The organism is Thioalkalivibrio thiocyanodenitrificans ARhD 1, assembly GCF_000378965.1.
GTDB lineage: Bacteria > Pseudomonadota > Gammaproteobacteria > Ectothiorhodospirales > Ectothiorhodospiraceae > Thioalkalivibrio_A > Thioalkalivibrio_A thiocyanodenitrificans.
Genome location: NZ_KB900536.1, coordinates 497,077 through 517,105 on the forward strand (window position 1 = coordinate 497,077; position 20,029 = coordinate 517,105).

20 protein-coding genes and 1 pseudogene are annotated in these 20,029 nt (G+C 64.4%); 16 read left to right on the forward strand and 5 right to left on the reverse strand.

The annotated features are described in order from the left end of the window. Nucleotides 1–208 precede the first annotated feature (208 nt). The 10 genes and pseudogenes from THITHI_RS0102275 to THITHI_RS0102320 all read left to right on the forward strand — a co-directional run bounded on the left by THITHI_RS0102275 (nucleotide 209) and on the right by THITHI_RS0102320 (nucleotide 8,285). Nucleotides 209–1,000: a hypothetical protein gene (locus tag THITHI_RS0102275; protein ID WP_018231450.1), complete on the forward strand. Its 792-nt coding sequence runs from the start codon at nucleotides 209–211 to the stop codon at nucleotides 998–1,000. Nucleotides 1,001–1,048: 48 nt separating this feature from the next. Next, nucleotides 1,049–1,279 (forward strand): annotated as a pseudogene (locus tag THITHI_RS20060) (GNAT family N-acetyltransferase); the annotation flags it as partial. A gap of 40 nt (nucleotides 1,280–1,319) precedes the next feature. Continuing rightward, entirely contained in the window at nucleotides 1,320–1,793 is a 474-nt protein-coding gene (locus tag THITHI_RS0102285; RefSeq protein ID WP_018231452.1) for a GNAT family N-acetyltransferase, read from the forward strand. 104 nt (nucleotides 1,794–1,897) lie between these two features. Continuing rightward, entirely contained in the window at nucleotides 1,898–2,572 is a 675-nt protein-coding gene (locus THITHI_RS0102290; RefSeq protein ID WP_018231453.1) for a haloacid dehalogenase type II, read from the forward strand. Nucleotides 2,573–2,725: 153 nt separating this feature from the next. Next, nucleotides 2,726–3,472: an SDR family oxidoreductase gene (locus THITHI_RS0102295; protein ID WP_026185986.1), complete on the forward strand. Its 747-nt coding sequence runs from the start codon at nucleotides 2,726–2,728 to the stop codon at nucleotides 3,470–3,472. 68 nt (nucleotides 3,473–3,540) lie between these two features. Further along, on the forward strand, nucleotides 3,541–4,638 hold the full coding sequence (locus THITHI_RS0102300) for an enolase C-terminal domain-like protein (RefSeq protein WP_018231455.1): 1,098 nt from the start codon (nucleotides 3,541–3,543) through the stop codon (nucleotides 4,636–4,638). A 187-nt stretch (nucleotides 4,639–4,825) separates the two neighbouring features. Further along, nucleotides 4,826–6,433, forward strand: coding sequence for a choice-of-anchor Q domain-containing protein (locus tag THITHI_RS0102305; RefSeq protein ID WP_018231456.1), 1,608 nt, complete (start codon nucleotides 4,826–4,828; stop codon nucleotides 6,431–6,433). Nucleotides 6,434–6,475: 42 nt separating this feature from the next. Next, nucleotides 6,476–6,967 carry a DUF2938 family protein gene (locus tag THITHI_RS0102310; RefSeq protein WP_026185987.1) on the forward strand — a complete coding sequence of 164 codons (492 nt, stop codon included), beginning with the start codon at nucleotides 6,476–6,478 and terminating at the stop codon, nucleotides 6,965–6,967. Nucleotides 6,968–7,050: 83 nt separating this feature from the next. Further along, the gene (locus THITHI_RS0102315; RefSeq protein WP_026185988.1) at nucleotides 7,051–7,554 is read left to right on the forward strand and encodes a GNAT family N-acetyltransferase; all 504 of its coding nucleotides are present in this window, start codon (nucleotides 7,051–7,053) and stop codon (nucleotides 7,552–7,554) included. A 128-nt stretch (nucleotides 7,555–7,682) separates the two neighbouring features. Then, entirely contained in the window at nucleotides 7,683–8,285 is a 603-nt protein-coding gene (locus THITHI_RS0102320) for a short chain dehydrogenase (RefSeq protein WP_026185989.1), read from the forward strand. A 33-nt stretch (nucleotides 8,286–8,318) separates the two neighbouring features. On the opposite strand, the gene THITHI_RS0102325 is transcribed toward THITHI_RS0102320, so the two are convergent. Continuing rightward, nucleotides 8,319–10,013 (reverse strand): hypothetical protein, encoded by a 1,695-nt coding sequence (locus tag THITHI_RS0102325; RefSeq protein ID WP_018231460.1) that lies wholly within the window; start codon nucleotides 10,011–10,013, stop codon nucleotides 8,319–8,321. Nucleotides 10,014–10,317: 304 nt separating this feature from the next. Further along, nucleotides 10,318–11,439 carry a helix-turn-helix transcriptional regulator gene (locus THITHI_RS19700; RefSeq protein ID WP_051079901.1) on the reverse strand — a complete coding sequence of 374 codons (1,122 nt, stop codon included), beginning with the start codon at nucleotides 11,437–11,439 and terminating at the stop codon, nucleotides 10,318–10,320. A 361-nt stretch (nucleotides 11,440–11,800) separates the two neighbouring features. On the opposite strand from THITHI_RS19700, the gene THITHI_RS0102335 reads away from it, so the two are divergent. The 4 genes from THITHI_RS0102335 (at nucleotide 11,801) to THITHI_RS0102350 (ending at nucleotide 15,133) form a co-directional block, all read left to right on the forward strand. Beyond that, a complete protein-coding gene (locus THITHI_RS0102335) occupies nucleotides 11,801–12,157 on the forward strand; it encodes a GFA family protein (protein WP_018231462.1) in 357 nt (118 codons plus the stop codon). Nucleotides 12,158–12,193: 36 nt separating this feature from the next. Then, nucleotides 12,194–12,703 (forward strand): OsmC family protein, encoded by a 510-nt coding sequence (locus THITHI_RS0102340; protein WP_033337015.1) that lies wholly within the window; start codon nucleotides 12,194–12,196, stop codon nucleotides 12,701–12,703. 307 nt (nucleotides 12,704–13,010) lie between these two features. After that, nucleotides 13,011–13,940: a TauD/TfdA family dioxygenase gene (locus tag THITHI_RS0102345; protein ID WP_018231464.1), complete on the forward strand. Its 930-nt coding sequence runs from the start codon at nucleotides 13,011–13,013 to the stop codon at nucleotides 13,938–13,940. Between the two features lie 266 nt (nucleotides 13,941–14,206). Next, complete coding sequence (locus tag THITHI_RS0102350; protein WP_018231465.1) at nucleotides 14,207–15,133, forward strand: sulfurtransferase; 927 nt, start codon at nucleotides 14,207–14,209, stop codon at nucleotides 15,131–15,133. A 133-nt stretch (nucleotides 15,134–15,266) separates the two neighbouring features. Here THITHI_RS0102350 and THITHI_RS0102355 read toward each other — a convergent pair whose 3' ends face one another. Next, on the reverse strand, nucleotides 15,267–15,698 hold the full coding sequence (locus THITHI_RS0102355) for a universal stress protein (protein WP_026185991.1): 432 nt from the start codon (nucleotides 15,696–15,698) through the stop codon (nucleotides 15,267–15,269). Between the two features lie 365 nt (nucleotides 15,699–16,063). On the opposite strand from THITHI_RS0102355, the gene THITHI_RS0102360 reads away from it, so the two are divergent. After that, nucleotides 16,064–17,104, forward strand: a complete 1,041-nt coding sequence (locus THITHI_RS0102360; RefSeq protein WP_018231467.1) for a DUF21 domain-containing protein — start codon at nucleotides 16,064–16,066, stop codon at nucleotides 17,102–17,104. A 97-nt stretch (nucleotides 17,105–17,201) separates the two neighbouring features. Here the strand turns inward: THITHI_RS0102360 and THITHI_RS0102365 are convergent, their stop codons facing one another. Both THITHI_RS0102365 and THITHI_RS0102370 read right to left on the reverse strand, forming a co-directional pair. After that, complete coding sequence (locus tag THITHI_RS0102365) at nucleotides 17,202–18,410, reverse strand: MFS transporter (RefSeq protein WP_018231468.1); 1,209 nt, start codon at nucleotides 18,408–18,410, stop codon at nucleotides 17,202–17,204. 64 nt (nucleotides 18,411–18,474) lie between these two features. Continuing rightward, on the reverse strand, nucleotides 18,475–19,140 hold the full coding sequence (locus THITHI_RS0102370; RefSeq protein ID WP_018231469.1) for a class I SAM-dependent methyltransferase: 666 nt from the start codon (nucleotides 19,138–19,140) through the stop codon (nucleotides 18,475–18,477). A gap of 204 nt (nucleotides 19,141–19,344) precedes the next feature. Between THITHI_RS0102370 and THITHI_RS0102375 the strand changes: the two genes are divergently transcribed. After that, nucleotides 19,345–20,016 (forward strand): TetR/AcrR family transcriptional regulator, encoded by a 672-nt coding sequence (locus THITHI_RS0102375; RefSeq protein WP_018231470.1) that lies wholly within the window; start codon nucleotides 19,345–19,347, stop codon nucleotides 20,014–20,016. Nucleotides 20,017–20,029: the final 13 nt, after the last annotated feature.

Below are 20,029 nucleotides of genomic sequence, written 5' to 3' on the forward strand. Positions count from 1 at the left end.
CATTGACTGGATTCCTTCGGACAGGAAGGGCCTCAGTGTCGTTCTTGCGGTGCTGTTCACGGGCTTTGTCGCCACAGCAGCTATCCTTGCATCAGGGTGTGCCTGCGCGTGAGCAGGGCTGTTGCAGTTCCCGGACAGGTGCTCACTCCGTGATCTGATCCCGGGCGCGTCATGGTAATTGGGGGAAGGGATTATGGATGGGATACGGATGTTTCCGGTCGTGGCGGTTGTGGTGCTTGTGCTTCTGTCAGGCTGGCATCCCGGCAATGCGGCCGAATTCGAGTTCGTCAGCGAGACGACGGATAGCGACTCCACGGACAGTACCGACCCTCCGTGCGCGACCGTCGCCAATGTGGCCTCCGGCATCGCAGTCGACCCCGATTTCGGGTTGAGGTCGGTCAGCGCCGGAATGACCGCGGTCGGGGAGGAAGGGAGTTGCGACGAGCAGGCCTTCGTGACCCTCGGGGGATCCCTCACGATGGATCTCGTTCCCGAGGTAGGCGAAAGCCCCGGTGATCCGGTCACGCTTTGCGCCAGCGTGGCGCTGGCGGTCGAGGCGGAGGTAGACGGGGATGCGGAATCGATGGCCGCCGCCGGTGGCTTTGATGTCATGACCCAACCCGCCAGGATCCTGCAGAACGGGTCCGCGATCGTGGCCGTTCCGACCATCGAGGTCGGCGTTTTCGGTACCGGTGCCGACTCCCGGTCTTATGCCTGCCAGCGCCAGTTCGTCGCGCCCATCGGCAGCCGATTCGTGCTCGAGGGCGGCACCAGGGCCCAATCGAACCTGCTGGGCATCGCCGAGGCGGAGGCAGGTGGCGATGCCACGATCAGACTCGATATCGGCGTTTGCAGCAACGGCGCGACGCCCGTGTGCCCCACCGGCGTATCTGCACCGGTCCGACAGATCCCCACGCTGGGGTATTGGGGAAGACTCGCCGTGATCCTGCCGCTTGCGGCAGCCGGCTTGGTGGCCATACGGCGGCGGGTTGCCGCTTGAGCCAGGAGGGCGCGCAGTGAACCAGGAAACAGGAAATTGCATTCCTGAGACCATCGGCGCCAGGGCATTGCCACGGCGCTGGTCAACGAATTGAAAAGAATCGCGGCAGGGCGTAGGTGTCATGTGATCTTCGTTCAGACCGACCACGGCGATACGCCGGCCATCGCGCTCTACAGCAGGTTGGGAACCCGCGAGGATGTCCCGCATTTCGACATTCCCGTGGCGCACGGGGGGCCGGTCCCTGACGAAGGCGTCAGCGACGCGGAGAGGGGCGGCTGAAGGCCGCGTCTTCGGGGTTGACCGGGCCGGGAGGTCGGCCATGACCACGATTCGACCATACAGCCATGCGGATCATGCAGTCCTGCGCGATCTCGTACTGGAACTTCACGAAACCCTGCGCCCCTACGATGCCGATCTCGCTGCGGGAGAAGCAATCATTGATCGCTACCTTGACGGACTGCTTTCGCGGGTGGATGAGACCGGAGGTGCCGTCTACCTGGCCGAGGATGAGGGTCGGGTCGTGGGATATGTGTGCGTCCGGGGCTCGGTGGTGCCGGATGAGCCGGACGAGCGCCAGGACCCGTACAGTTTCATGGCAGAGCTGTTCGTTCGCCCCGAACTGCGGCGGTCCGGGGTCGGATCCCTGCTGGTGGAGCGGGCGGAGGCCTTCGCCCGCGAGGCCGGCGCGTACAAGATGGAGTTGAACGTCCTGGCCCGCAATGCGTCGGCGCTGCGCTTCTATGAGGGGCATGGGTATGCCTCTCGAGTGGTGGTGATGAGCAAACGAATGTGAAGTGCGCGTGATCCGGAAGCCGTGCCGGGTTGACAGCCATCCGCGCGACCGCGAGGATTCGGGGCGTTCTCCGCGAGCGGCCGTTGTCGGCAGAGGAGGTGGCCATGTCCGGGACACTGGCTTTTGATATCTACGGCACACTGATTGACACGAACGGTGTCCTCGCCGCTCTGGGAGAACTGGACGCGGTGGGCAATCGGGCGGTGGAGTTCTCCCGGGTCTGGCGGGAGAAACAGTTGGAGTACACGTTCCGGCGAGGGTTGATGCAGAACTACGCGGACTTCGCCGTGTGCACACGCCAGGCGCTCGACTACCTGTGCGCCGTTTACCGGGTCGAGCTCACCGATGCGGACAAGGATCGGCTGCTGGAGGTCTACCGGACACTGCCGGCCTTCGATGATGCCGGCGAGGGCCTGGAACTGCTGAGCACGGCGGGATTCAGGATCCACGCCTTCTCCAACGGCAGCGCGAAGGCGGTGGAGACGCTGCTGCAAACGGCCGGGATCCGGGAGTATTTTCTGGACGTGGTGAGTGTCGAGGATCTGCGCTCCTTCAAGCCGAACCCCGCGGTGTATGCCCACTTTCTGCGCAGGGTCGGGGCCACGGGAGCGGACGCGTGGCTCATCTCCGGCAACCCGTTTGACGTCATCGGGGCGATTTCCGCCGGCATGAAGGGGGCGTGGGTGAAGCGCTCCCCGGATGCGGTGTTCGATCCCTGGGGCATCGAGCCGACGGTGACCGTCCGCAGTCTCACGGAACTGGCCGGACGTCTGGCGTAGCGGCTGCATGCATGCCCGAACGGTCGCGCGTCCGGAACGTCATTTTAACGTAATCTTGGTGCGGCGCATGGCGCGTTTCACGGCGCATCACGCATCATGCGCGGGCATTCCGGTGTTTTTCCATGAACAAGCATGCGCGGCGGAGGTCCCTCGATGAGCAGGATCCTGATCGTTACCGGTGGAAGCCGTGGGATTGGCGCGGCGACGGCGCGCCTTGCGGCTAAGGAAGGTTATACGGTGTGTTTGACCTATCTTCGCAGCAGGGAGGCCGCGGACGCCGTGGTGCGCGACATCGCTGAGGCGGGCGGCAGGGCCATGTCCATCGCCGCGGACGTGAGCAGGGAGGCGGACGTGGTCCGCCTCTTCGAGCACGTGGACTCGGACCTGGGGCCGGTGTCGGCCCTGGTGAACAATGCGGGCATCCTGGAGCAGCAGATGCGCGTGGAGGAGATGGACGCCGAACGGCTCGGGCGTGTCTTTTCCACCAACATCCTCGGCAGCTTCCTTTGCGCCCGGGAGGCCGTGCGCCGGATGTCCACCCGCCGGGGCGGCAACGGCGGCGTGATCGTCAATCTCTCCTCCATGGCGGCGCGGCTGGGCTCGCCGAATGAGTACGTGGACTATGCCGCCTCCAAGGGTGCCATCGACACCTTCACCGTCGGGTTGGCCAAGGAGGTGGCGGCCGAGGGCATCCGCGTCAATGCCGTACGCCCGGGCCTGATCTACAGTGATATCCATGCCGCCGGCGGCATGCCCGACCGGGTGGATCGTCTGAAGCACACGGTACCCATGCAGCGCGGAGGGTACCCCGAGGAGGTCGCCAGGGCGATCTTGTGGCTGCTCTCCGATGATGCCTCGTATTCCACGGGCACATTCGTGGATGTGGCGGGCGGTCGGTAGATACCCGGTATGTCCGGGCAAGCCTCACACGCCGTCCATGCGGCTCACGGTCAGGAGGGAACACACCCATGACGTCCCCGGTGCGGCTTACCATTCGTGATCTGCGCGCCCGCGCGGTCAATGTCCCCATGCAGCTGCCGCTGCAGACCAGCGGCGGCACCATCTCGACGGCACCGCTGGTCCTGGTGGACCTGCTTACGGAGGAGGGGGTCACCGGTTCCTGCTACCTGTTCTGCTTCACGCCGCTGGCGCTCAAGCCGGTGGCGCAGCTCGTGGGAAACCTGTCGGATCTGATCCGGGGCGATGGCGTGGCGCCCAGGGAATTGGAACGTAAGCTCCATGCCCGGTTCCGGCTCCTGGGGACGAAGGGTCTGACCGGCATGGCCATGGCCGGGATCGACATGGCCGCCTGGGACGCCCTCGCGAAGGCCCACGGGCTGCCGTTGTCGAAGTTCCTGGGCGGTGAGCGCCGGCCCATCGCGGCGTACAACAGCTGCGGGCTGGGCATGATCGGCGCCGAACGGGCCGCCGAGGAGGCGCAGCAACTGCTGGCCCCTGGTTTTCATGCCGTGAAGGTGCGCCTGGGTTACCCCGACGCCCAGGCGGACGTGAACGTGGTGCGTGCCGTCCGGGGGGCGATAGGACCCGGGATTGAACTGATGGCTGACTACAATCAGGTGCTGTCGGTGTCCGAGGCCACCCGGCGCGTTCAGGCCCTGGACGGGGAAGGCCTGTGCTGGATCGAGGAACCGGTATTCGCCCACGACGATGCCGGCCACGCCCGGATCCGGGGCAAGGCCGGGATGCCGATCCAGATGGGGGAGAACTGGTGGGGGCCGCACGAGATGGCCAGGAGCGTGGCCGCGGGCGCGTCGGACCTGTGCATGCCCGATGCCATGAAGATCGGCGGGGTGAGCGGCTGGCTGCGCGCATCGGCCATCGCCGAGGCCGCCGGCCTGCCCATGTCGAGCCACCTGTTTCCCGAACTGAGCGCCCATCTGCTGGCGGTCACGCCCACCTGCCACTGGCTGGAGTACGTGGACTGGGCTGCCCCGATCCTGCAGGCACCGGCGCGGATCGAGAACGGATGCGTGACCGCATCGGATGAGCCGGGCACGGGCGTCGCCTGGAACGAGGCCGCCGTGAAGCGCTGTCTCGCGGAGTGACGCGAGGGCGTTCAATCATGCTCGTTCAGAGCGGCGTAATGTCCGGGTGATCGCGGATCAACGTGTTCCGCAAGACTGGAGCGGACTCCCGGGATACCCGTCGCTGGTGCGTTGACCCCTGAGAAAGTGCGGTTTAGTATTTCCGGCGACCAGGAAACAGAACAATCTCATAAAAAGGGACTTCCTCATGCGCCTCGCAGCCCCGTCGAGCCCCTTGCGCATCGTCCGATGCGCAGGCCTTGCCGTCCTGCTTGTCCTTCTCATGGCAACCGGGTCTGCGCTGGCGGCCACGATCACCGTGACCAGCACCTCCGGCGGTACCGGCGGGCCGGACTGTACTCTGCGTGATGCGATCACCGCCGCCAATACCGATGCGGCGGTCGGCGGGTGTGCCGCCGGCAGCGGCGCCGACGTCATCGAGTTGCCCGCCGGTGCCACGATCACGCTGACGGAGGCGGACAACGCGGGGCTACAGGGCGCCAACGGGTTGCCGGAGATCACCAGCGAGATCACCCTCAACGGCAACGGCGCCACGATTGAGCGTGATGCAAGCCTGGCATGCAACCTGGACGAAACGACGGATGCGGGTGAGTTCCGTATCGCCTTTGTGGACAATGGCGCAGATCTGACCCTCAATGACGTGACGCTCAGGAACGGCTGTGCCGATGGCGATTCGCTCGGATTCGCGGGCGATGGCGGAGCGGTGCTCGTCTGGGCGTCAGCCTCCCTGAGCATCGACAACGGAACCATCAGCGGAAACCGGGCTTCAGGCATGGGCGGTGGGTTGGCCGCGTCAGGAGCCGATGCTGTCACGCTTACGCAAACGGCCGTGACCGGCAACTCGGCAGCAGGTTTCAGCGGCGGAGGCGGAATCCGATTCGCGGGAGTGACCCTCACCGTCGAGGACAGCGTGATCTCCGGCAATCAGGTCACCGGTGGGATTGGCGGCGGCCTGACGCTGGATGCAGGTCTTGGTACATTGCTGCGTACGGCGCTCGCGGGAAACTCGGCATCCAGTCATGCTGGCGGAGCCTATAACTTCGATCGGTTGCGGATCGTTCAAAGTACTGTTTCCGGAAACACGACCGGAGGAAGCGGCGGGGGTGTGCTGAGCACCAATATCGCGACCGAACTGCTGGTGCTGAACAGCACCATCTCGGGCAATTCGGCCTCGACAGGCGGCGGCATATGGAATGCCAGCGCGATGCAGATCGGCTACAGCACCCTGACGGACAATGCCGCGTCCTCGGACGCGGGCGGGTTGAATATCAACATCAATGCCCAGGGACAAACTCTGGAGATACTGAATTCGATCGTGGCAGGCAACAGCGCCGGTGGCGATTGCGGAGGCTCCGTCAATCTGCTGACCGTGTTGGGCGAGAATCTGGACGGCGACGGGAGCTGTACCGGTTTCAGTATTCAGAACGCCGACCCCATGTTGGCACCGCTGGGGAACTATGGTGGCCCGACCCTGACCCACGCCCTCTATGACGGCAGCCCGGCCATCGATCTCGTCCCCGCGGGCAGTTGCGAGAATTTCGATGAGGCCACGCTGGGCGAGGATCAACGCGGGGTCAGCCGCCCGCAGGATGGCGATGGAGACAGCGTGGCGTTGTGTGACATCGGCGCCTATGAGCAGGATGCCCCGTTGTCACCTCCTCCCCCGCCGGGGCCCCCGGGAGAGCCGGGCAGCCCGGTGGCCATTCCGACGCTCGGGACCTGGGCCACGCTGCTCCTCGGACTCGTGCTGGCCGCGACGGGTTTCGGCGCACGCCGCGTGCGCAGTCGATCCTGACGGCCGGGAGACGTACGGCCGTTGATCCCCGAGAGGCACTGAGTGGAAATCTGGGTTCTGGCATTGCTCGGGGGCATGGTGGGTGCCGTGCTCATGGACATCACTGAAACCTATGCGGCCAGGATCGGGGTCACCAGCGGTGTGACGATCGCTCTGGTCGGGCGGTGGTGCCTGTACCTGATGCGGGGCCAGTTCTTCCATTCCAATATCCTGAGTACCAGACCGCACCCGCAGGAAGTCAGGGCCGGGTGGGCGTTCCATTTCCTGATTGGAGGCGGTGGAGTGGCGCTCCTGTATCCGCTCTTCTTCTTCGCGACGGGGTTATCCTATCCGGCCAGTCACCTGCTCGGCGGCGTGCTGTTCGGGCTGGCGACGTCGCTGCTGCCCTGGTTTATTCTCCTGCCGTGCTTTGGCTGGGGCGTTTTCGGCCGACGCGGTCCGAGGGGTTCCAACGCCCTGCTTGCAAGCATGCTTTCTCATGTGCCATACGGCCTTGGTGTCGGCGTGGTCCTGGCAGTCGGATCGCGTGCGTGAGTGCCCGGATGAGCCACCCGGGATGAACGCTCGGGGGCTGTTCGCCATCAGGTGCGCGGGGAGTCTCCGGATCCGAAGAGATTATGCGTATTCGAGCTGAAAAAGAGCGAGACCGAGCCGCGGTGCGGGCTGTCAACGAGTCGGCTTTTGACACCCGGGCCGAGGCGGACCTTGTGGAGAATCTGCATGCACAGGCCGTGCCCGTCATTTCGCTGGTTGCGGAGGAGGGCGGCTCGGTGGTCGGGCACATCCTGTTCGGCCCGGTGGACCTGCCCGATCATCCGGACCTGAAGGTGATGGGCCTGGGGCCCGTGGCCGTGGTTCCGGAGCGTCAGTGTCAAGGGATCGGTTCCGCCCTGGTACGCGCCGGACTCGACCGGTGCAGGCGGTCCGGGGTGGGCGCCGTCGTGCTCGTGGGGCATCCGGAATACTATCCCAGGTTCGGATTTGTCCCCGGGGCGGGATTCGGCATTCACTGTGCGTATGATGTGCCTGAGGAAGCATTCATGGCGCTGGAGCTGCGGCCGGGCTACCTGAAGGATGCCTCGGGGGTGGTGAAGTACCACGATGCGTTCGACCATGTATGACACGACGCCGCGCGCGTGTGAGATCTGCCAGGGCCGGCCTATGGCTCTGGTCCGTCTGTCCCGGCGGCACGGGACCGGACGGGGATGTGTGGATGTTCCACACGGTTACATCAAGGGAGACTGGCTCCATGAGAATCATGCTTATTGGCGCATCCGGCACCATAGGGAACGCGGTCGGGCAGGCGCTTTCAGAACGGCACGAGATCCTGCGGGTGGGCCGATCAAGCGGCGACCTTCGGGCAGACATCGCGGATCCGGACGCGCTTCGGGCGATGTTCCGGACGGCTGCACCGTACGATGCGGTGGTCTGCGCAGCCGGTCTCGCCGCGTTCGGTGAACTCCACCGGCTCACCGATGAGGAGTTTCAGCTCGGCCTTTCCAGCAAGCTGATGGGTCAGGTCAATCTGGTCCGGCTGGGTCTGTCCGGGATCACGGACGCCGGTTCGTTCACGCTGACAAGCGGTGTGCTGAGTCAGGAACCGATTCCGGGCAGCTCCGCCATCAGCATGGTCAACGCCGGTGTCGAGGCCTTCGTTCGGGCGGCGGCGCTGGAGATGCCGCGCGGGGTGCGCCTCAACGTGGTGTCGCCGCCGTGGGTTCGCGAAACGCTCCAAGCCATGGGGTGGGACCCATCGCCGGGTCTGCCGGTCGCGGCCGTTGCGAAGGCATATGTGGACAGCGTGGAAGGCGGGATGACCGGCAAGGTCATTGATGCGCGCGATTACGCATGACAGGAATCGCAACCAGTCATTGCGGCGCCTTGCTCAATTCAGCTGGTTTGCACAATCGGGCTGAACGACGAGATCGAAGTGACCGGCGATGTTCCCGGAGATGGAGTCAAAGATCGGCACGTCGAAGCCCCCGATTGTTTCCATGCCACTGATCCGGAAGCCGGTAATCGGAGTCGAGAAGGTCCCGGTCACGCGGTCGCCACTGCCGGTCCCGTAGGCCGTCAGCGTGAGAAGGCCGCCGGACGACGAGAACCCGACAGGGGTATCGCCGAGATTGGCAGGGTGGTCAATGGGAACATTCCGGATCTCCGGTGATGAGTAGACAAGCATGCCTTGACCGCCGGGGTCTGTGAACAATTGCCCCAGGGTGTAGTTTCCAGATCCCGTGATTCTGTCCGTATCGAGAAAGATACTGACGTTCTTGTCATCGGCACCACCGGTAAAGTTTTCAAACGCGCCGATCGTCAATATACCGGGGGTTCCAGAGGCCCAGCACACGGTTGCATAGTCGGGATCAAGTGAGGCGGGATATCCCGGAAGACTAAACGAATCAATGGCAAAAAAGGCGTCCGGATCAGGCGCGGGAGACGGTTCAGGAATGGCCGGGGTGTCAGGATCGGGCGGTGGTTCGCCAACGGCGGGCGGTGAATCACTATTGCATCCCGCGATGGGGATTGGATTGACATCCAATGTCACCGGCGCGTGCACATGTGCCGTGACATCCGCTACACCATCGCGCAGGCGGCACGGTTGAAACAACACGGCATCCCAGTCACCGACCGGGAGATTGGGACAGAACCCGTTATCCGTGGAGCAGAGATAGAGGCGGCAGCCGTCAGGCGGTGTGCTGAGCGAGCCTACTTTCACCTGTGCTTTCATGGCATTGCTGCGCTCAACCGTCCAAACGGGGCGTGATTGAGGTCCGACGGATTCACCGCACTCCCTGCTGGAGAAGATGGAGCGCACATTCTCGCCAATGTCACCGAGATCGATGAGTGTGGTCAACCAGTCAGGGAGGTATTGGCTGAGCCCGGGCGTCAACCCCTCGCTGATAGCAAAGCGTCGCGCCTCTTCAATGCCCCATTCTGCGCCTTCGAGTGCGCTGACTTCCAAGGATTCGGCGATGGCCTGATTATGCGCGCTGGACGGGCTTCGCCCACTGGTTTCCAATTGGTTCCTGCGATGTGCAATGAAGTTCTGCCTTCTCCTCTCCATCTCGACTTCAAACTCGCTTGGTGGCGGCGGCCGCCCCTCCAGGCGGGCCTGCCTGTCGTCATATATCCATTTCCCCGTCGCGGCAACCGTTGCTGCCCATCCCAGCCATCCCAGGAAGCCTAACTGCGGGTTAACGCTTGCTGCGGGGAACGGCCTCCCGGTTGCCAGCGCCTGGACGTACTCCTCGCTCAGCAGGAAGTTGTCACTTGCCGTGCCGAGGCGCGTGATCAACGCCGGATACCGGTTTTCCCAGTAGTCGTCCCAATCGGCATACCTGCCTTCATCCAGCGCCAGTAGGGCATCATTTGCGCCCACCCGCATGGAGGTGAGCACGTCCATTAGTTCCGTGACCTGATCAAACTGGTAGTTGACAGCCTCGGCCGCATTGGTGGGGGCAGGGTCCGCGGCGCTTGAACCGCCGCCTCCTCCTCCACCGCAGGCGGCCAGTGCCATGCCGCCCAGCAGCAAGACAATCCGGGTAGCTTGATCAAGAACATGTGCGTTCCTGGGCATTTGGCCGCCCTCCTGAGAACGGGTGCCGGATTCCTTTTTCCCCAGGGTCCGCTCCCGGGAACTCAGGTCAGGATCCACCGCCTGCTCAATTTGAACATTACGCGGGAGCCGGGCACGTGAACAACGTGTGCAGCTAGTGCAACTGCACTAGCAAATAATCGAAACAGGAACGGATGCACAGAACCGGGGATGCGCGGGCAGGATGACAGTCAACAAGGGACTCGGTATCTGGGTAATGATGCGACGACGGGACAGATGGCACATGGCAGTGGAAGGACGCGAGGGCTCGCGCCAACGCGGGCGTCTACCGAGGGAAAAGCCTCGTCATCAGCCTTACCAGCGAATTCTGGCCATGGGTTTCCGTCTTGCAGAAGATGCTCTGCAGATGATTTCGGGCGGTATTGCGCGAGATCCGCATTCGATCCGCCGCCTCCGCGAGTGATCGGCCCGATCCGAGATGCGCTGCCAGGTCCGCCTCGCGTCGGGAGAGCCCGAACAGGGCGCGCAGATCTTCCGGATCGACATCCCACTGGCTGGCAAGGTCGGACACGTAGAGGATGGCCGCGGGTGCCGAAGTCGGGGTGTCCCGCCCTCTTACGACCGGCAGTATCTGCACCCCGTAGCCGGGCAACCCGCTGGGCCGGGCAAGCATGACGGCTCCACTCGTGGCATCGATGGACAGCCGGGCGGATCTGACAGAGTTGGCCAGGAGGGTCTGGAGTTTCCGATCGTCGGCAACGTTGCTCGCATGCAGACGGCCGTCGTCAAGACGCAAGCCGTCTCGTTCCGTCAATATCCGTTGCGCCTCCGGATTGGTCTCCAGGATACGTCCGGTGCCATCCAGGGCAATAATTCCCCATGGCGCGGTGTCCGATACCAGGAGAGCCACGTCGAGACCGGACCGGGCACGTTGCGTACGGCTGTGCAGGCCCCATGCGGTGGCCAGATGCCTTGCGACAAGACGGTAGCGCTGTATCTCGTGTTCGGAAACCGGGCCGTGTGCAGGGGTGAACTCGATGGAGGTGAAGGTCGAAAGTTCACCCGCGTCCAACAGCCGGGAGCCGACGAAATAGCGCACACCCGCAATCCTGCGGGCCCAGTCGTAGAATTCGTGCCGCCGCATGTCCCGTTCGCTGATGAAGCACGCATCCCATGCGACGTGGCCCGGAGCGTGCGCCAGTGAAAATCTCATGCGCGGGTTGATCCGGTTTATTCGTGCGGCATATTCGTCCCTTCCCGGATCGAGGCCATGGTCGATCCAGTCAGTGATCTCCCCGGTACGGCGGTTCAGGTTGAACAGGGCCGCGCCGGCGCCGCCAAAGCACCCAGCGACATCCCTCAACGCGACGTTCCAGGATCTGTCTCCGAGCGCCGCCCCATAGAATCCGCTAATCACGTCGATCAGATTGGGTTGTGGTTCATGCATGAATCCACCGCCTCTGTTCGCCGGCGCCACGAAACGTAGTATAGCCCGTGAGGGCTTACTACGGGCTGCACAGGGATTGATGGTCGGATCCGAATGTTCCTGCCCCGTCGGTGAGCCCTTGCGACCAGCACGGTCCTCGAGTGGCCTACCGGGCGGGCGAACCGGAAAGTGATGCTATGCTTCGTGATGACACGGGAGACAGGCGCGAATGCCGCTGGAATCCCGGGGTTTCAGTGCTGCGGACTGCGTCGGGTGAACGCATCCGCTCGCGGGGCGGAACCGGCGATCCGGATCACCGGATCGCAACGGGTCGGAATTCAACAGATCTAAGGCGTACCCGCCAGTGCAGAGGAGAATGACAATGACGCTGTATACCGGCAGCTGCCACTGCGGTGCTGTGCGTTTCTCGTTTGAGGCGGATCCCATCCAGAAGGGCATTCGCTGCAATTGTTCCATGTGTGCGCGCAAGGGGGCGCTGATGTCGGCGGAGCCCATGCCTCTGGAGAAACTGAATATAGAGGCCCCGGAAGGTGCCCTCGGGCTCTACCAGTTCGGCGCGAAGACCGCGAAGCACTTCTTCTGCAACACCTGCGGCATCTATCCCTTCCATGAGACGGCCCGATTTGCCGGACATTACCGGGTCAATCTCGGTTGCGTGGACGGTCTGGATCCGCTCTCCCTGGAAGTGGAGATCTTTGACGGCAAGCACCTGCTTTAGGTTTGCGGGGGCAGGTGGCTGTGCATGGAGGTGTCCATGAGCGATGCGGATGCGCTGCGTGCCGTACAGGCACCGATCAAGAAACGTTACCGGGAGCGCCCCCGGGAGGCGCGGGTGACGCTTCGCGCGGAAGGGCGGCTGGGCGAAGGGCTCAGTTGCCGGGTGGAGACAGGCAAGGCCCTGGTGACGGCCGGGCTGCACCCGGCGACCGGCGGCACCGGAGAGGCGGCATGTTCCGGCGACATGCTTCTGGAGGCGCTCGTGGCTTGCGCGGGGGTCACCCTGAGCGCCGTGGCCACGGCGCTGGAGATTCCGTTGCGTGGCGCGGTGGTTCGGGCGGAAGGAGATCTGGATTTCCGCGGAACGCTCGGGGTGTCAAAGGAGGCGCCGGTGGGTTTTGACGGAATTCGGCTGCATTTCGATCTTGACACCGAGGCGCCGGAGGAGCGGATTGAACAGTTGCTCAAACTGACTGAACGGTATTGTGTCGTCTACCAGACGCTCTGTCGGCCCACCGACGTGAGGGTGACCCGCAAGAACTACTGAAACGCCCCGACTGAGCGCGACCGGGTGCTGCGCGGACCCGCGTGCTTCCTCGGTTTCAGAGTGTCCGGACTTGCTTCAGATCAATATTCTGCCGAATTGACGGCCCGGATCGGCCCGATCGGACCTAGAATCCTCCGTGGCGGATATTGGAGCCGGGGAGTCCCGCGCCAGCGCCGGGTTGCGCGAACCCCGGGGACGTGCGCGAGGCCCGGGCGAATACGATCCCCTCCGCCGGCATGCTGGCACCCATTCACGTATCAACGATGCCTGCGAGATCGCAGGGGATATCGCATTGCAGAGACATGACATGACCATCGATGCCCCCGCCGGATCGCCCTTCAATCTGGACAGTGAAGAGGCCTATCTGCGCTGGCGCGAGGCGAAACTGGCCGGTTACCCGGAGCGGGTGGAGGAATTGCTCGTCGAGGTGAGCGATCCGCGCGCGCTGACAGACAGCGAAGCGGGTGCATTGCTGCAACGGCTGCGCAAGTGCAACATGGCGATCCTCGCCGGGACCACCGATGATAATCCGGACAAGGCCATCCCCAGGGAACTGGGGCGCCGCTTCGGCCTCGTCCGGATGGACAACAATTTCCTGGCCGACGATGATGGCATCACCTCCCTCACCGTCAATCCGGAAGGCGAGCATCCCAACTACATCCCCTATACCAACAGGCCCATCAGGTGGCATACGGACGGTTACTACAACGCGCCGGAGAAACAGATTCGCGGCCTGATCCTGCACTGCGTGCATCCGGCGGGCGAGGGCGGAGAGAATGCCCTGGTCGATCCGGAGATCGCCTATATTCTCCTGCGCGACGAGGACCCCGATCTCATTCGCGTACTGATGCGCCCCGATGTGATGACCATCCCCCCGGGTACCGACAGCCTGGGCGGGACGCGCGGCGCGGCGACGGGGCCCGTGTTCTCCTATCACGCGGCCACCGACAGCCTGCACATGCGCTACACCGCACGGAAGCGCAACATCCGTTGGAGCCCGGATTTCACGACTCTGGACACCGTGATGTTTCTGGAGAGGCTTCTGGACAGCGACTTGCCCTATTGCTTTCGAGCCCGCCTCGAACCGGGCATGGGGCTGATCTGCAACAACGTGCTGCATGACCGCAGCGGCTTTACGGACACGGCCGGCAGCGCCCCGCGCCTGCTCTACCGGGCGCGTTTTTTCGACCGCATTGCCGGAACCGGCATCGGTCAGGTGTACCCGCACCTGCGGTAGCCGGCTGCCCGTGACGGGGTGCTTGGTGGCCGTTGTGTTCGGGCTGCCCGCAGGGCGGATGCGGGGTCCGTTCTCTGCCCGCCACATCCGGTGCCCATGCAGCGAAGCGGGCCGTCATCAATGCCCCGAAACGGAAGGGCCGTGTGATACCATTGCCCGCCGTGAAGCGGCATGCTTTCCCACCAGTAAACTGTCCGGTGGCCCGGGATGGTCAGGGCACATCACTACGGACAACCCTGCGGAGTTGCAAGAGAGGTTGACTGAACATGCGATTCATCGTTTCGGCCCTGCTGGCCGCACTGCTTGGGTTTTCCTCCCTGTCCGCCACGGCGGACCCCTGGTTCCTGGTCGAGGCCGAGTGGCTCGAGGAGCGCATCGACGATCCGAAGACCGTGGTCCTCGAGGTGCGCTATTACCCTCATCGTTACTACACTGTCGGCCACATCGCAGGCGCTCACCAGGTACAGCGTTTCAAGGATCTCGGCGACAACTTCGGCTCGCCGATCATGCGCCTGCCGGCGCGCGAGGTGTTTCAGGAACGCCTTCGTGGCTGGGGTGTCGACAACGACTCCATGGTGGTGATCTATGACGACTCGCGCACCGCGCTCGCATCCCGCCTCTACTTCATGTTCGCCCTGTATGGGTTTGACATGGATCGCGTGCGTGTCCTCAACGGCGGCACCATCGACTGGAGCGCTTTCAACCCGATGTCGACCGAGCCTCCCGAAGCGCCCCGCCGCGGCAACGTCACCCTGAGCGAACCTGACACGTCCCTTCTGGTGGAGTGGACCGATGTCTTCGATGATGTCGTCTCGCGGCGAGACCCGTCGGTCGTTCTGCTCGATTCGCGTCCGGTCGAACAGTACACAGGCGAGGTGGTCAACGGGGCCGTGCGCGGCGGCCATATTCCCGGCGCCATCAACATCGTCAGCCTGGATGCGACAGACCCGATCACACAGAAGTGGCGCTCGCGGGAAGCCCTGGAAGAGATGTACGCGGAACTGCCGAGGGACAAGACCATTTACGTCTACTGCCACGACGGCTTTCGAAAGACACTGACCTGGATGCAACTGATCTACCTGGGCTACGAGGATGTGCGCCTGCTCAACGGCGGGTGGTCGTTCTGGGGCAATGAGTTCTCGCTCCCGGTGGTGATCGGGGACGCCCCCTACGACGCGAACTATGACCTTTAACCCGGGGTCCGACTGATCCGGCGGACGCGGCGCGGAACTGCCCCGCCGGTTGAGCCGGACGGCTTCGCCAGGATTCCCGGGGGCGCGCACACGGACCGTGGCTCGGGACACGACACGAGTGCGCGTGATGAGGCTACCTGACAACCGTCACGGGCCGTTTCACCAGGTGAAGGACCTTCAGCGTGGTGGACCCCATCAGAATGTGCGAGAGTACACCCCCGCCGTGTGTGCCCATCACGATGGCGTCACATCCGGTCTCTTCCGCGCGCTGTGCAATCATGGGGGCCACGTCGTCGGCCACACGCAGTTCACGTTCATAGCCGATGCCTGCCTCTTGCAGCAGCTTCTCCGCCTCGGCCAGAGCGGGGTCTGTGTACTCCCGTTCGATCTCCTGCAGTCGTTCATGCGGCACATGGGCGCTGATGGCGCCGTACGGGACCTGTTCCGCGTACACATTCAGGAGGGTCACCGACAGGGAGATGTCCGCCTTCGCGAGATTGATTGCATGTTGCACCGCACGAAGGGCGCTCTGGGAGCCGTCCATTGGAATGAGTAACTTCAGCATGGCTGGTCCTCCCGGATGAGGGATGAACCGGCAGGTGGAAGCGGATATGTCCGCAAATCCGCACCGAAGTAGGCCTTGGAAAGATCATCTTCCGAGTGGCCTTGCCTGGCCGGCATACCTCACCGCTGTTGCGTCGGTCGGTTCGGGAAGAATGGTTTCTTGCCACGGAGGCCAATCATTCTCCCTGAATCCGCCCGACAGATTGATCGGAACCACTTTCCCAGCATAGTTGAAATGCGGGATTCCGGTGGACAGGGCACAATATCCTCCGACGGCATCCAGGTCCTGATTCCGGGGCGGGCAGGTTTCCGGTCTCGTGGATTGCCGGGCAATCATCCTGATACAAGTCATAGGGAGTGACGGGCATGACCTTGTTCACCTGGATCGGGATTCTTCTGTGCCTGTCGCAGTCCGCGATGTTGTCGGGTCTGAATCTCGGCCTGTTCTCCCTCAACAAGCTGGAGCTGGAGGTGCAGGCCAGGAAGGGGGATCCGGGCGCCAGAAAGGTCCTCGGCCTTCGGAAGGATGCAAACTTCGCCCTGGTGACCATCCTCTGGGGCAACGTGGGCGTGAACGTCCTCCTGGCCCTGCTCTCGGGATCGGTGCTCGGTGGCGTGGCGGCGTTCATTTTCTCGACCGTGGTTATCACGGTGTTCGCGGAAATCATTCCCCAGGCCTACTTCACCCGTCATGCCCTGCGCATGTCCTCGGTGCTCGCGCCGGTGTTGAGGATGTACCAGATCTGCCTGTATCCCGTCGCGCGTCCGACGGCCTGGGCCCTGGACATCTGGCTGGGGGGTGAGGGGATCCGTTACTTCCGGGAGCGGGATCTGCGCCGGCTGATCCAGTTGCATATGGATGCCAGCGAAACCGAGATCGCGCGCGTGGAGGGGCAGGGGGCGCTGAACTTTCTGGAGCTGGACGATGTGGCCTTGTCCGATGAGGGCGAGGTGATCGATCCTCGCAGCGTCGTGCCCCTGGCGTTTGACGGCAACCGACCCGTTTTTCCGGGCATCGAGCCCAGCGCGGAGGATGCGTTTCTGCACAGCATCAACCGTTCGGGAAAGAGCTGGGTGGTCATTGTCGATGAGGATCATGAACCCCGGCTGCTGCTCAGGTCCGATGATTTCCTTCGCGAGGCCTTGTTCGCGTCGGAGCGCTTCAATCCCATGCGTCATTGCCACCGCCCGATCGTGGTGCGTAATCCCGCCGAGAAGCTGGGAGACCTGATTCAGCGATTCCGGGTGGGTCACGGGGGTGAAGGACTGGACATCCTGGAAGACGACGTCATCCTCCTCTGGGGGGACACCCCGCGGGTCATCACCGGCACGGACATCCTGGGGCGGCTGCTCCGTGGCATCGCCCGCCCGCCCGCGGGGCCTGTGGTCGCCAGTGCCGCGCTCTGAGTCCGGGAAACGAGGAGAAATATCCCGTACAGGATCAACAGGATTCACAGGATGCTGCGGTGCCTTGAGCCCTGACCCACCATCCCGCCCCTCGGATTCACTGCCGATCCGGCCCGCTGTCCGGGACCTGCCGCAGGCCGGCGGTGCGGTGCAGGCGCAGCAGCCAGGGCAGGCAAACCAGAACGCAGAGCGCCTCCAGTGATCCCACCACCAGAAACACCCCCGGATAGGGAGACAGACCCAGGGACTGCAGGCCGGTGAGCACCCCCACGCCCACCAGGGGGCCGAGCATGAAACCCAGGGAGCCGGCCAGGTGGAAGCCGCCCATGGCCGTGGCCCGCTGCGCGGGGTCGGCAAGCCGTGCCACGAGCACCAGGGAGGGCGCGAACATGAGTGCCGCCACGACGCCGCCAAGCGCCATCCACGCGAGTACGAGCTGCTCGGTGACCAGGCCGAGGCCGGCCAGCACAACGCCGTACAGCAGACTGCCGCTGGCCATCATCGCCGCCGGATCCCAACGCTGGGACAGCAGGCCGGCGGGCCAGGTAAGCACGGCGAAGGGCAGCAGGAAGGCGGCCATCACCAGGCCGATGCGCGCGGCTTCGAAACCCAGCACGGTGGCGAAATAGAGTGACACGGTGGAGATGATGAATCCCACGGTGAGGCGGTCGACGAAGGTGAATGCGTACGGCACCAGCAGCGTGCGCCGTTCCAGCGTGAGGGCCACCAGGGCCCGCAAGCGCAAGGGGGGCCGCGTGGCGGGCGCGTCGCGGATCAGCAGCGCACTGCCCAGCGCCAGTGCAAGCATCAGCGCACCGCCCCAGAGAAACACCCGCTCGGGCACCTCCGCCCCCAGTTGACCGCCCAGTACGGCACCGCTGGCCACGCCCAGGCTCATGGCGGCGCCTACCAGCCCCATGGCGCCGCCTTCGCGGCCCCGGCGCGCGCCGTCCGCCGCCAGCGTCATGGCCAGGCTCAGGGCGGTCATGTGGGCGCAGCCTTCGACGAAACGCAGTCCGAGGTAGACGGGATAGGGCCAGTGCCAGGTCATCAGCAGCAGGACCAGGCCGTTGACCATCAGTGCCGGGACAATCAGGCCCTTGCGCCGGCCCAGCCGGTCGGAGAGCAGCCCGGCCATCAGGGCGAACAGCAGGGCGCCCGCCATGTTTGCCGACATGAACAGGTGACGTTCCAGATCCGAGAGTCCCGGGTAGCGGCCTTCGGTCAACTGGTAGAGCAGCGGCACCATGGCCGTCACGGGCAGCATCAGCAGATAGATGCCCAGGGCGAGGGGCCAGACCTTCACGGATACGGGTGTCCGTGCCGCGGGCCCCGGGTCCGGGCCAGGCCGGCCGCCTGACGGGGCGATGTCATGTCCGCTTCCGCGCCAGGGTCAGCCCGTCACCTACGGGCACGAGACTGATGTCGACACGCGGATCGTCCCGCAGCATGCGGTTGAATTCGCGGATCGCGAGGGTGTCTTCATCGACCACGGTCGGATCGGCGACACGGCCGTCCCACAGCGTGTTGTCCACCGCGATCAATCCCCCCGTCCTCAGCAGGCGCAGGCAGAGCTCGTAATAGGTCGCGTAGCCGGCCTTGTCCGCGTCGATGAAGGCGAAGTCGAAGCGGCCGGTCTCTCCCGCCTCGATCAGGGTCCGGAGTGTGTCGGCGGCGGGCCCGAGTTTCAATTGAATGCGCGCCTCGACGCCGGCTTCCCGCCAGTAGCGCCGGGCCACGGCGGTGTACGTCTCGCTCAGGTCGCAGGTGACGATTTCGCCGTCGGCGGGCAGCACAAGCGCCAGGGCAAGACTGCTGTATCCGGTGAATGTGCCGATCTCCAGGCAGCGGCGGGCACCAGCGAGCCTGATCAGCAGTTGCATGAACTGCCCCTGTTCCGGGGCGATCTGCATGTTGGACTCGGGCAGCGACGCGGTTTCCTTGCGAAGCCGCTTCAGCAGGGGATGTTCCCGCAGGGAATGCTCCAGCAGGTATGCATGGAGGGCATCGGTGAGGGGTGTCGTTCGCGTGGACATGTGAACGGCTCCGGAAAGTTCGGTTTGCGCTCCGTGAGGGTGCAGGGGCAAGCTATGATCATGGCAAGCGGGGCGAATTTCCAGCCCCCTTTCTGCGCTCAGCGAATGAGCATGTCAACCCGATGGCGGACGGGTACGGCACCTGACGCGGCGTGTCCGCACGAGGAATGCCGGACGTCCGGGCAGCAGCTTGGAGGATCGAGCATGCCGAGGAAACCCGACCTGCGGGAGAAGATCGTCGATGCTGCCGTGGCACTGGCCGAGGAACGTTCATGGGAGGAGGTTCGCCTGTTCGACGTGGCGCAATCCCTGGACGTGGGCCTCGACGACGTGCGGCGGCATTTCAGGGAGAAGGAGGACGTCATCGAGGCCTGGTTCGACCGGGCCGATGCGGCCGTGCTCAAGGCCAGCGCGGAACCCGGGTTCACCGGGCTGCCGGCGCGGGTACGCCTGCACCGTCTGATCATGATCTGGCTGGAAGCCCTCGCGCCGCATCGGCGGATGACCCGGGAGATGATCTACGGCCGTTTCGAACCCGGACACGTGCACATGCAGGTGCGGGGCCTGCTGCGGGTGAGCCGCACGGTGCAGTGGATCCGCGAGGGCGCCCGGCGCGATGCGGCGTTTCTCACCCGCGCGCTGGAGGAAACGGTGCTCACCAGCATCTATCTGGCCACCTTCTTTCACTGGATGCAAGACGATACCACCGACTCGGCCGCCACCCGCCGGCTGCTGGACCGGCTGCTGCGTGGTGCGGAATGGCTGCCGGCCATCATGTTCACACCGGAGCGTTCCGTGCGGCACGTCGGGCCGGTGGTGTCCGAGGATGAGGACGAGCCGGCGGGCGAAGCCGGGCCTTCCATACCGGCATCCTGACGGACGTCCCGCG

Coding starts and splice junctions, on each gene's coding strand:
- THITHI_RS0102275 (WP_018231450.1), top strand. CDS start 209: ATGTTTCCGGTCGTGGCGGTTGTGGTGCTTGTGCTTCTGTCAGGCTGG.
- THITHI_RS0102285 (WP_018231452.1), top strand. CDS start 1,320: ATGACCACGATTCGACCATACAGCCATGCGGATCATGCAGTCCTGCGC.
- THITHI_RS0102290 (WP_018231453.1), top strand. CDS start 1,898: ATGTCCGGGACACTGGCTTTTGATATCTACGGCACACTGATTGACACG.
- THITHI_RS0102295 (WP_026185986.1), top strand. CDS start 2,726: ATGAGCAGGATCCTGATCGTTACCGGTGGAAGCCGTGGGATTGGCGCG.
- THITHI_RS0102300 (WP_018231455.1), top strand. CDS start 3,541: ATGACGTCCCCGGTGCGGCTTACCATTCGTGATCTGCGCGCCCGCGCG.
- THITHI_RS0102305 (WP_018231456.1), top strand. CDS start 4,826: ATGCGCCTCGCAGCCCCGTCGAGCCCCTTGCGCATCGTCCGATGCGCA.
- THITHI_RS0102315 (WP_026185988.1), top strand. CDS start 7,051: ATGCGTATTCGAGCTGAAAAAGAGCGAGACCGAGCCGCGGTGCGGGCT.
- THITHI_RS0102320 (WP_026185989.1), top strand. CDS start 7,683: ATGAGAATCATGCTTATTGGCGCATCCGGCACCATAGGGAACGCGGTC.
- THITHI_RS0102325 (WP_018231460.1), bottom strand. CDS start 10,013: ATGCCCAGGAACGCACATGTTCTTGATCAAGCTACCCGGATTGTCTTG.
- THITHI_RS19700 (WP_051079901.1), bottom strand. CDS start 11,439: ATGCATGAACCACAACCCAATCTGATCGACGTGATTAGCGGATTCTAT.
- THITHI_RS0102335 (WP_018231462.1), top strand. CDS start 11,801: ATGACGCTGTATACCGGCAGCTGCCACTGCGGTGCTGTGCGTTTCTCG.
- THITHI_RS0102340 (WP_033337015.1), top strand. CDS start 12,194: ATGAGCGATGCGGATGCGCTGCGTGCCGTACAGGCACCGATCAAGAAA.
- THITHI_RS0102345 (WP_018231464.1), top strand. CDS start 13,011: ATGACCATCGATGCCCCCGCCGGATCGCCCTTCAATCTGGACAGTGAA.
- THITHI_RS0102350 (WP_018231465.1), top strand. CDS start 14,207: ATGCGATTCATCGTTTCGGCCCTGCTGGCCGCACTGCTTGGGTTTTCC.
- THITHI_RS0102355 (WP_026185991.1), bottom strand. CDS start 15,698: ATGCTGAAGTTACTCATTCCAATGGACGGCTCCCAGAGCGCCCTTCGT.
- THITHI_RS0102360 (WP_018231467.1), top strand. CDS start 16,064: ATGACCTTGTTCACCTGGATCGGGATTCTTCTGTGCCTGTCGCAGTCC.
- THITHI_RS0102370 (WP_018231469.1), bottom strand. CDS start 19,140: ATGTCCACGCGAACGACACCCCTCACCGATGCCCTCCATGCATACCTG.
- THITHI_RS0102375 (WP_018231470.1), top strand. CDS start 19,345: ATGCCGAGGAAACCCGACCTGCGGGAGAAGATCGTCGATGCTGCCGTG.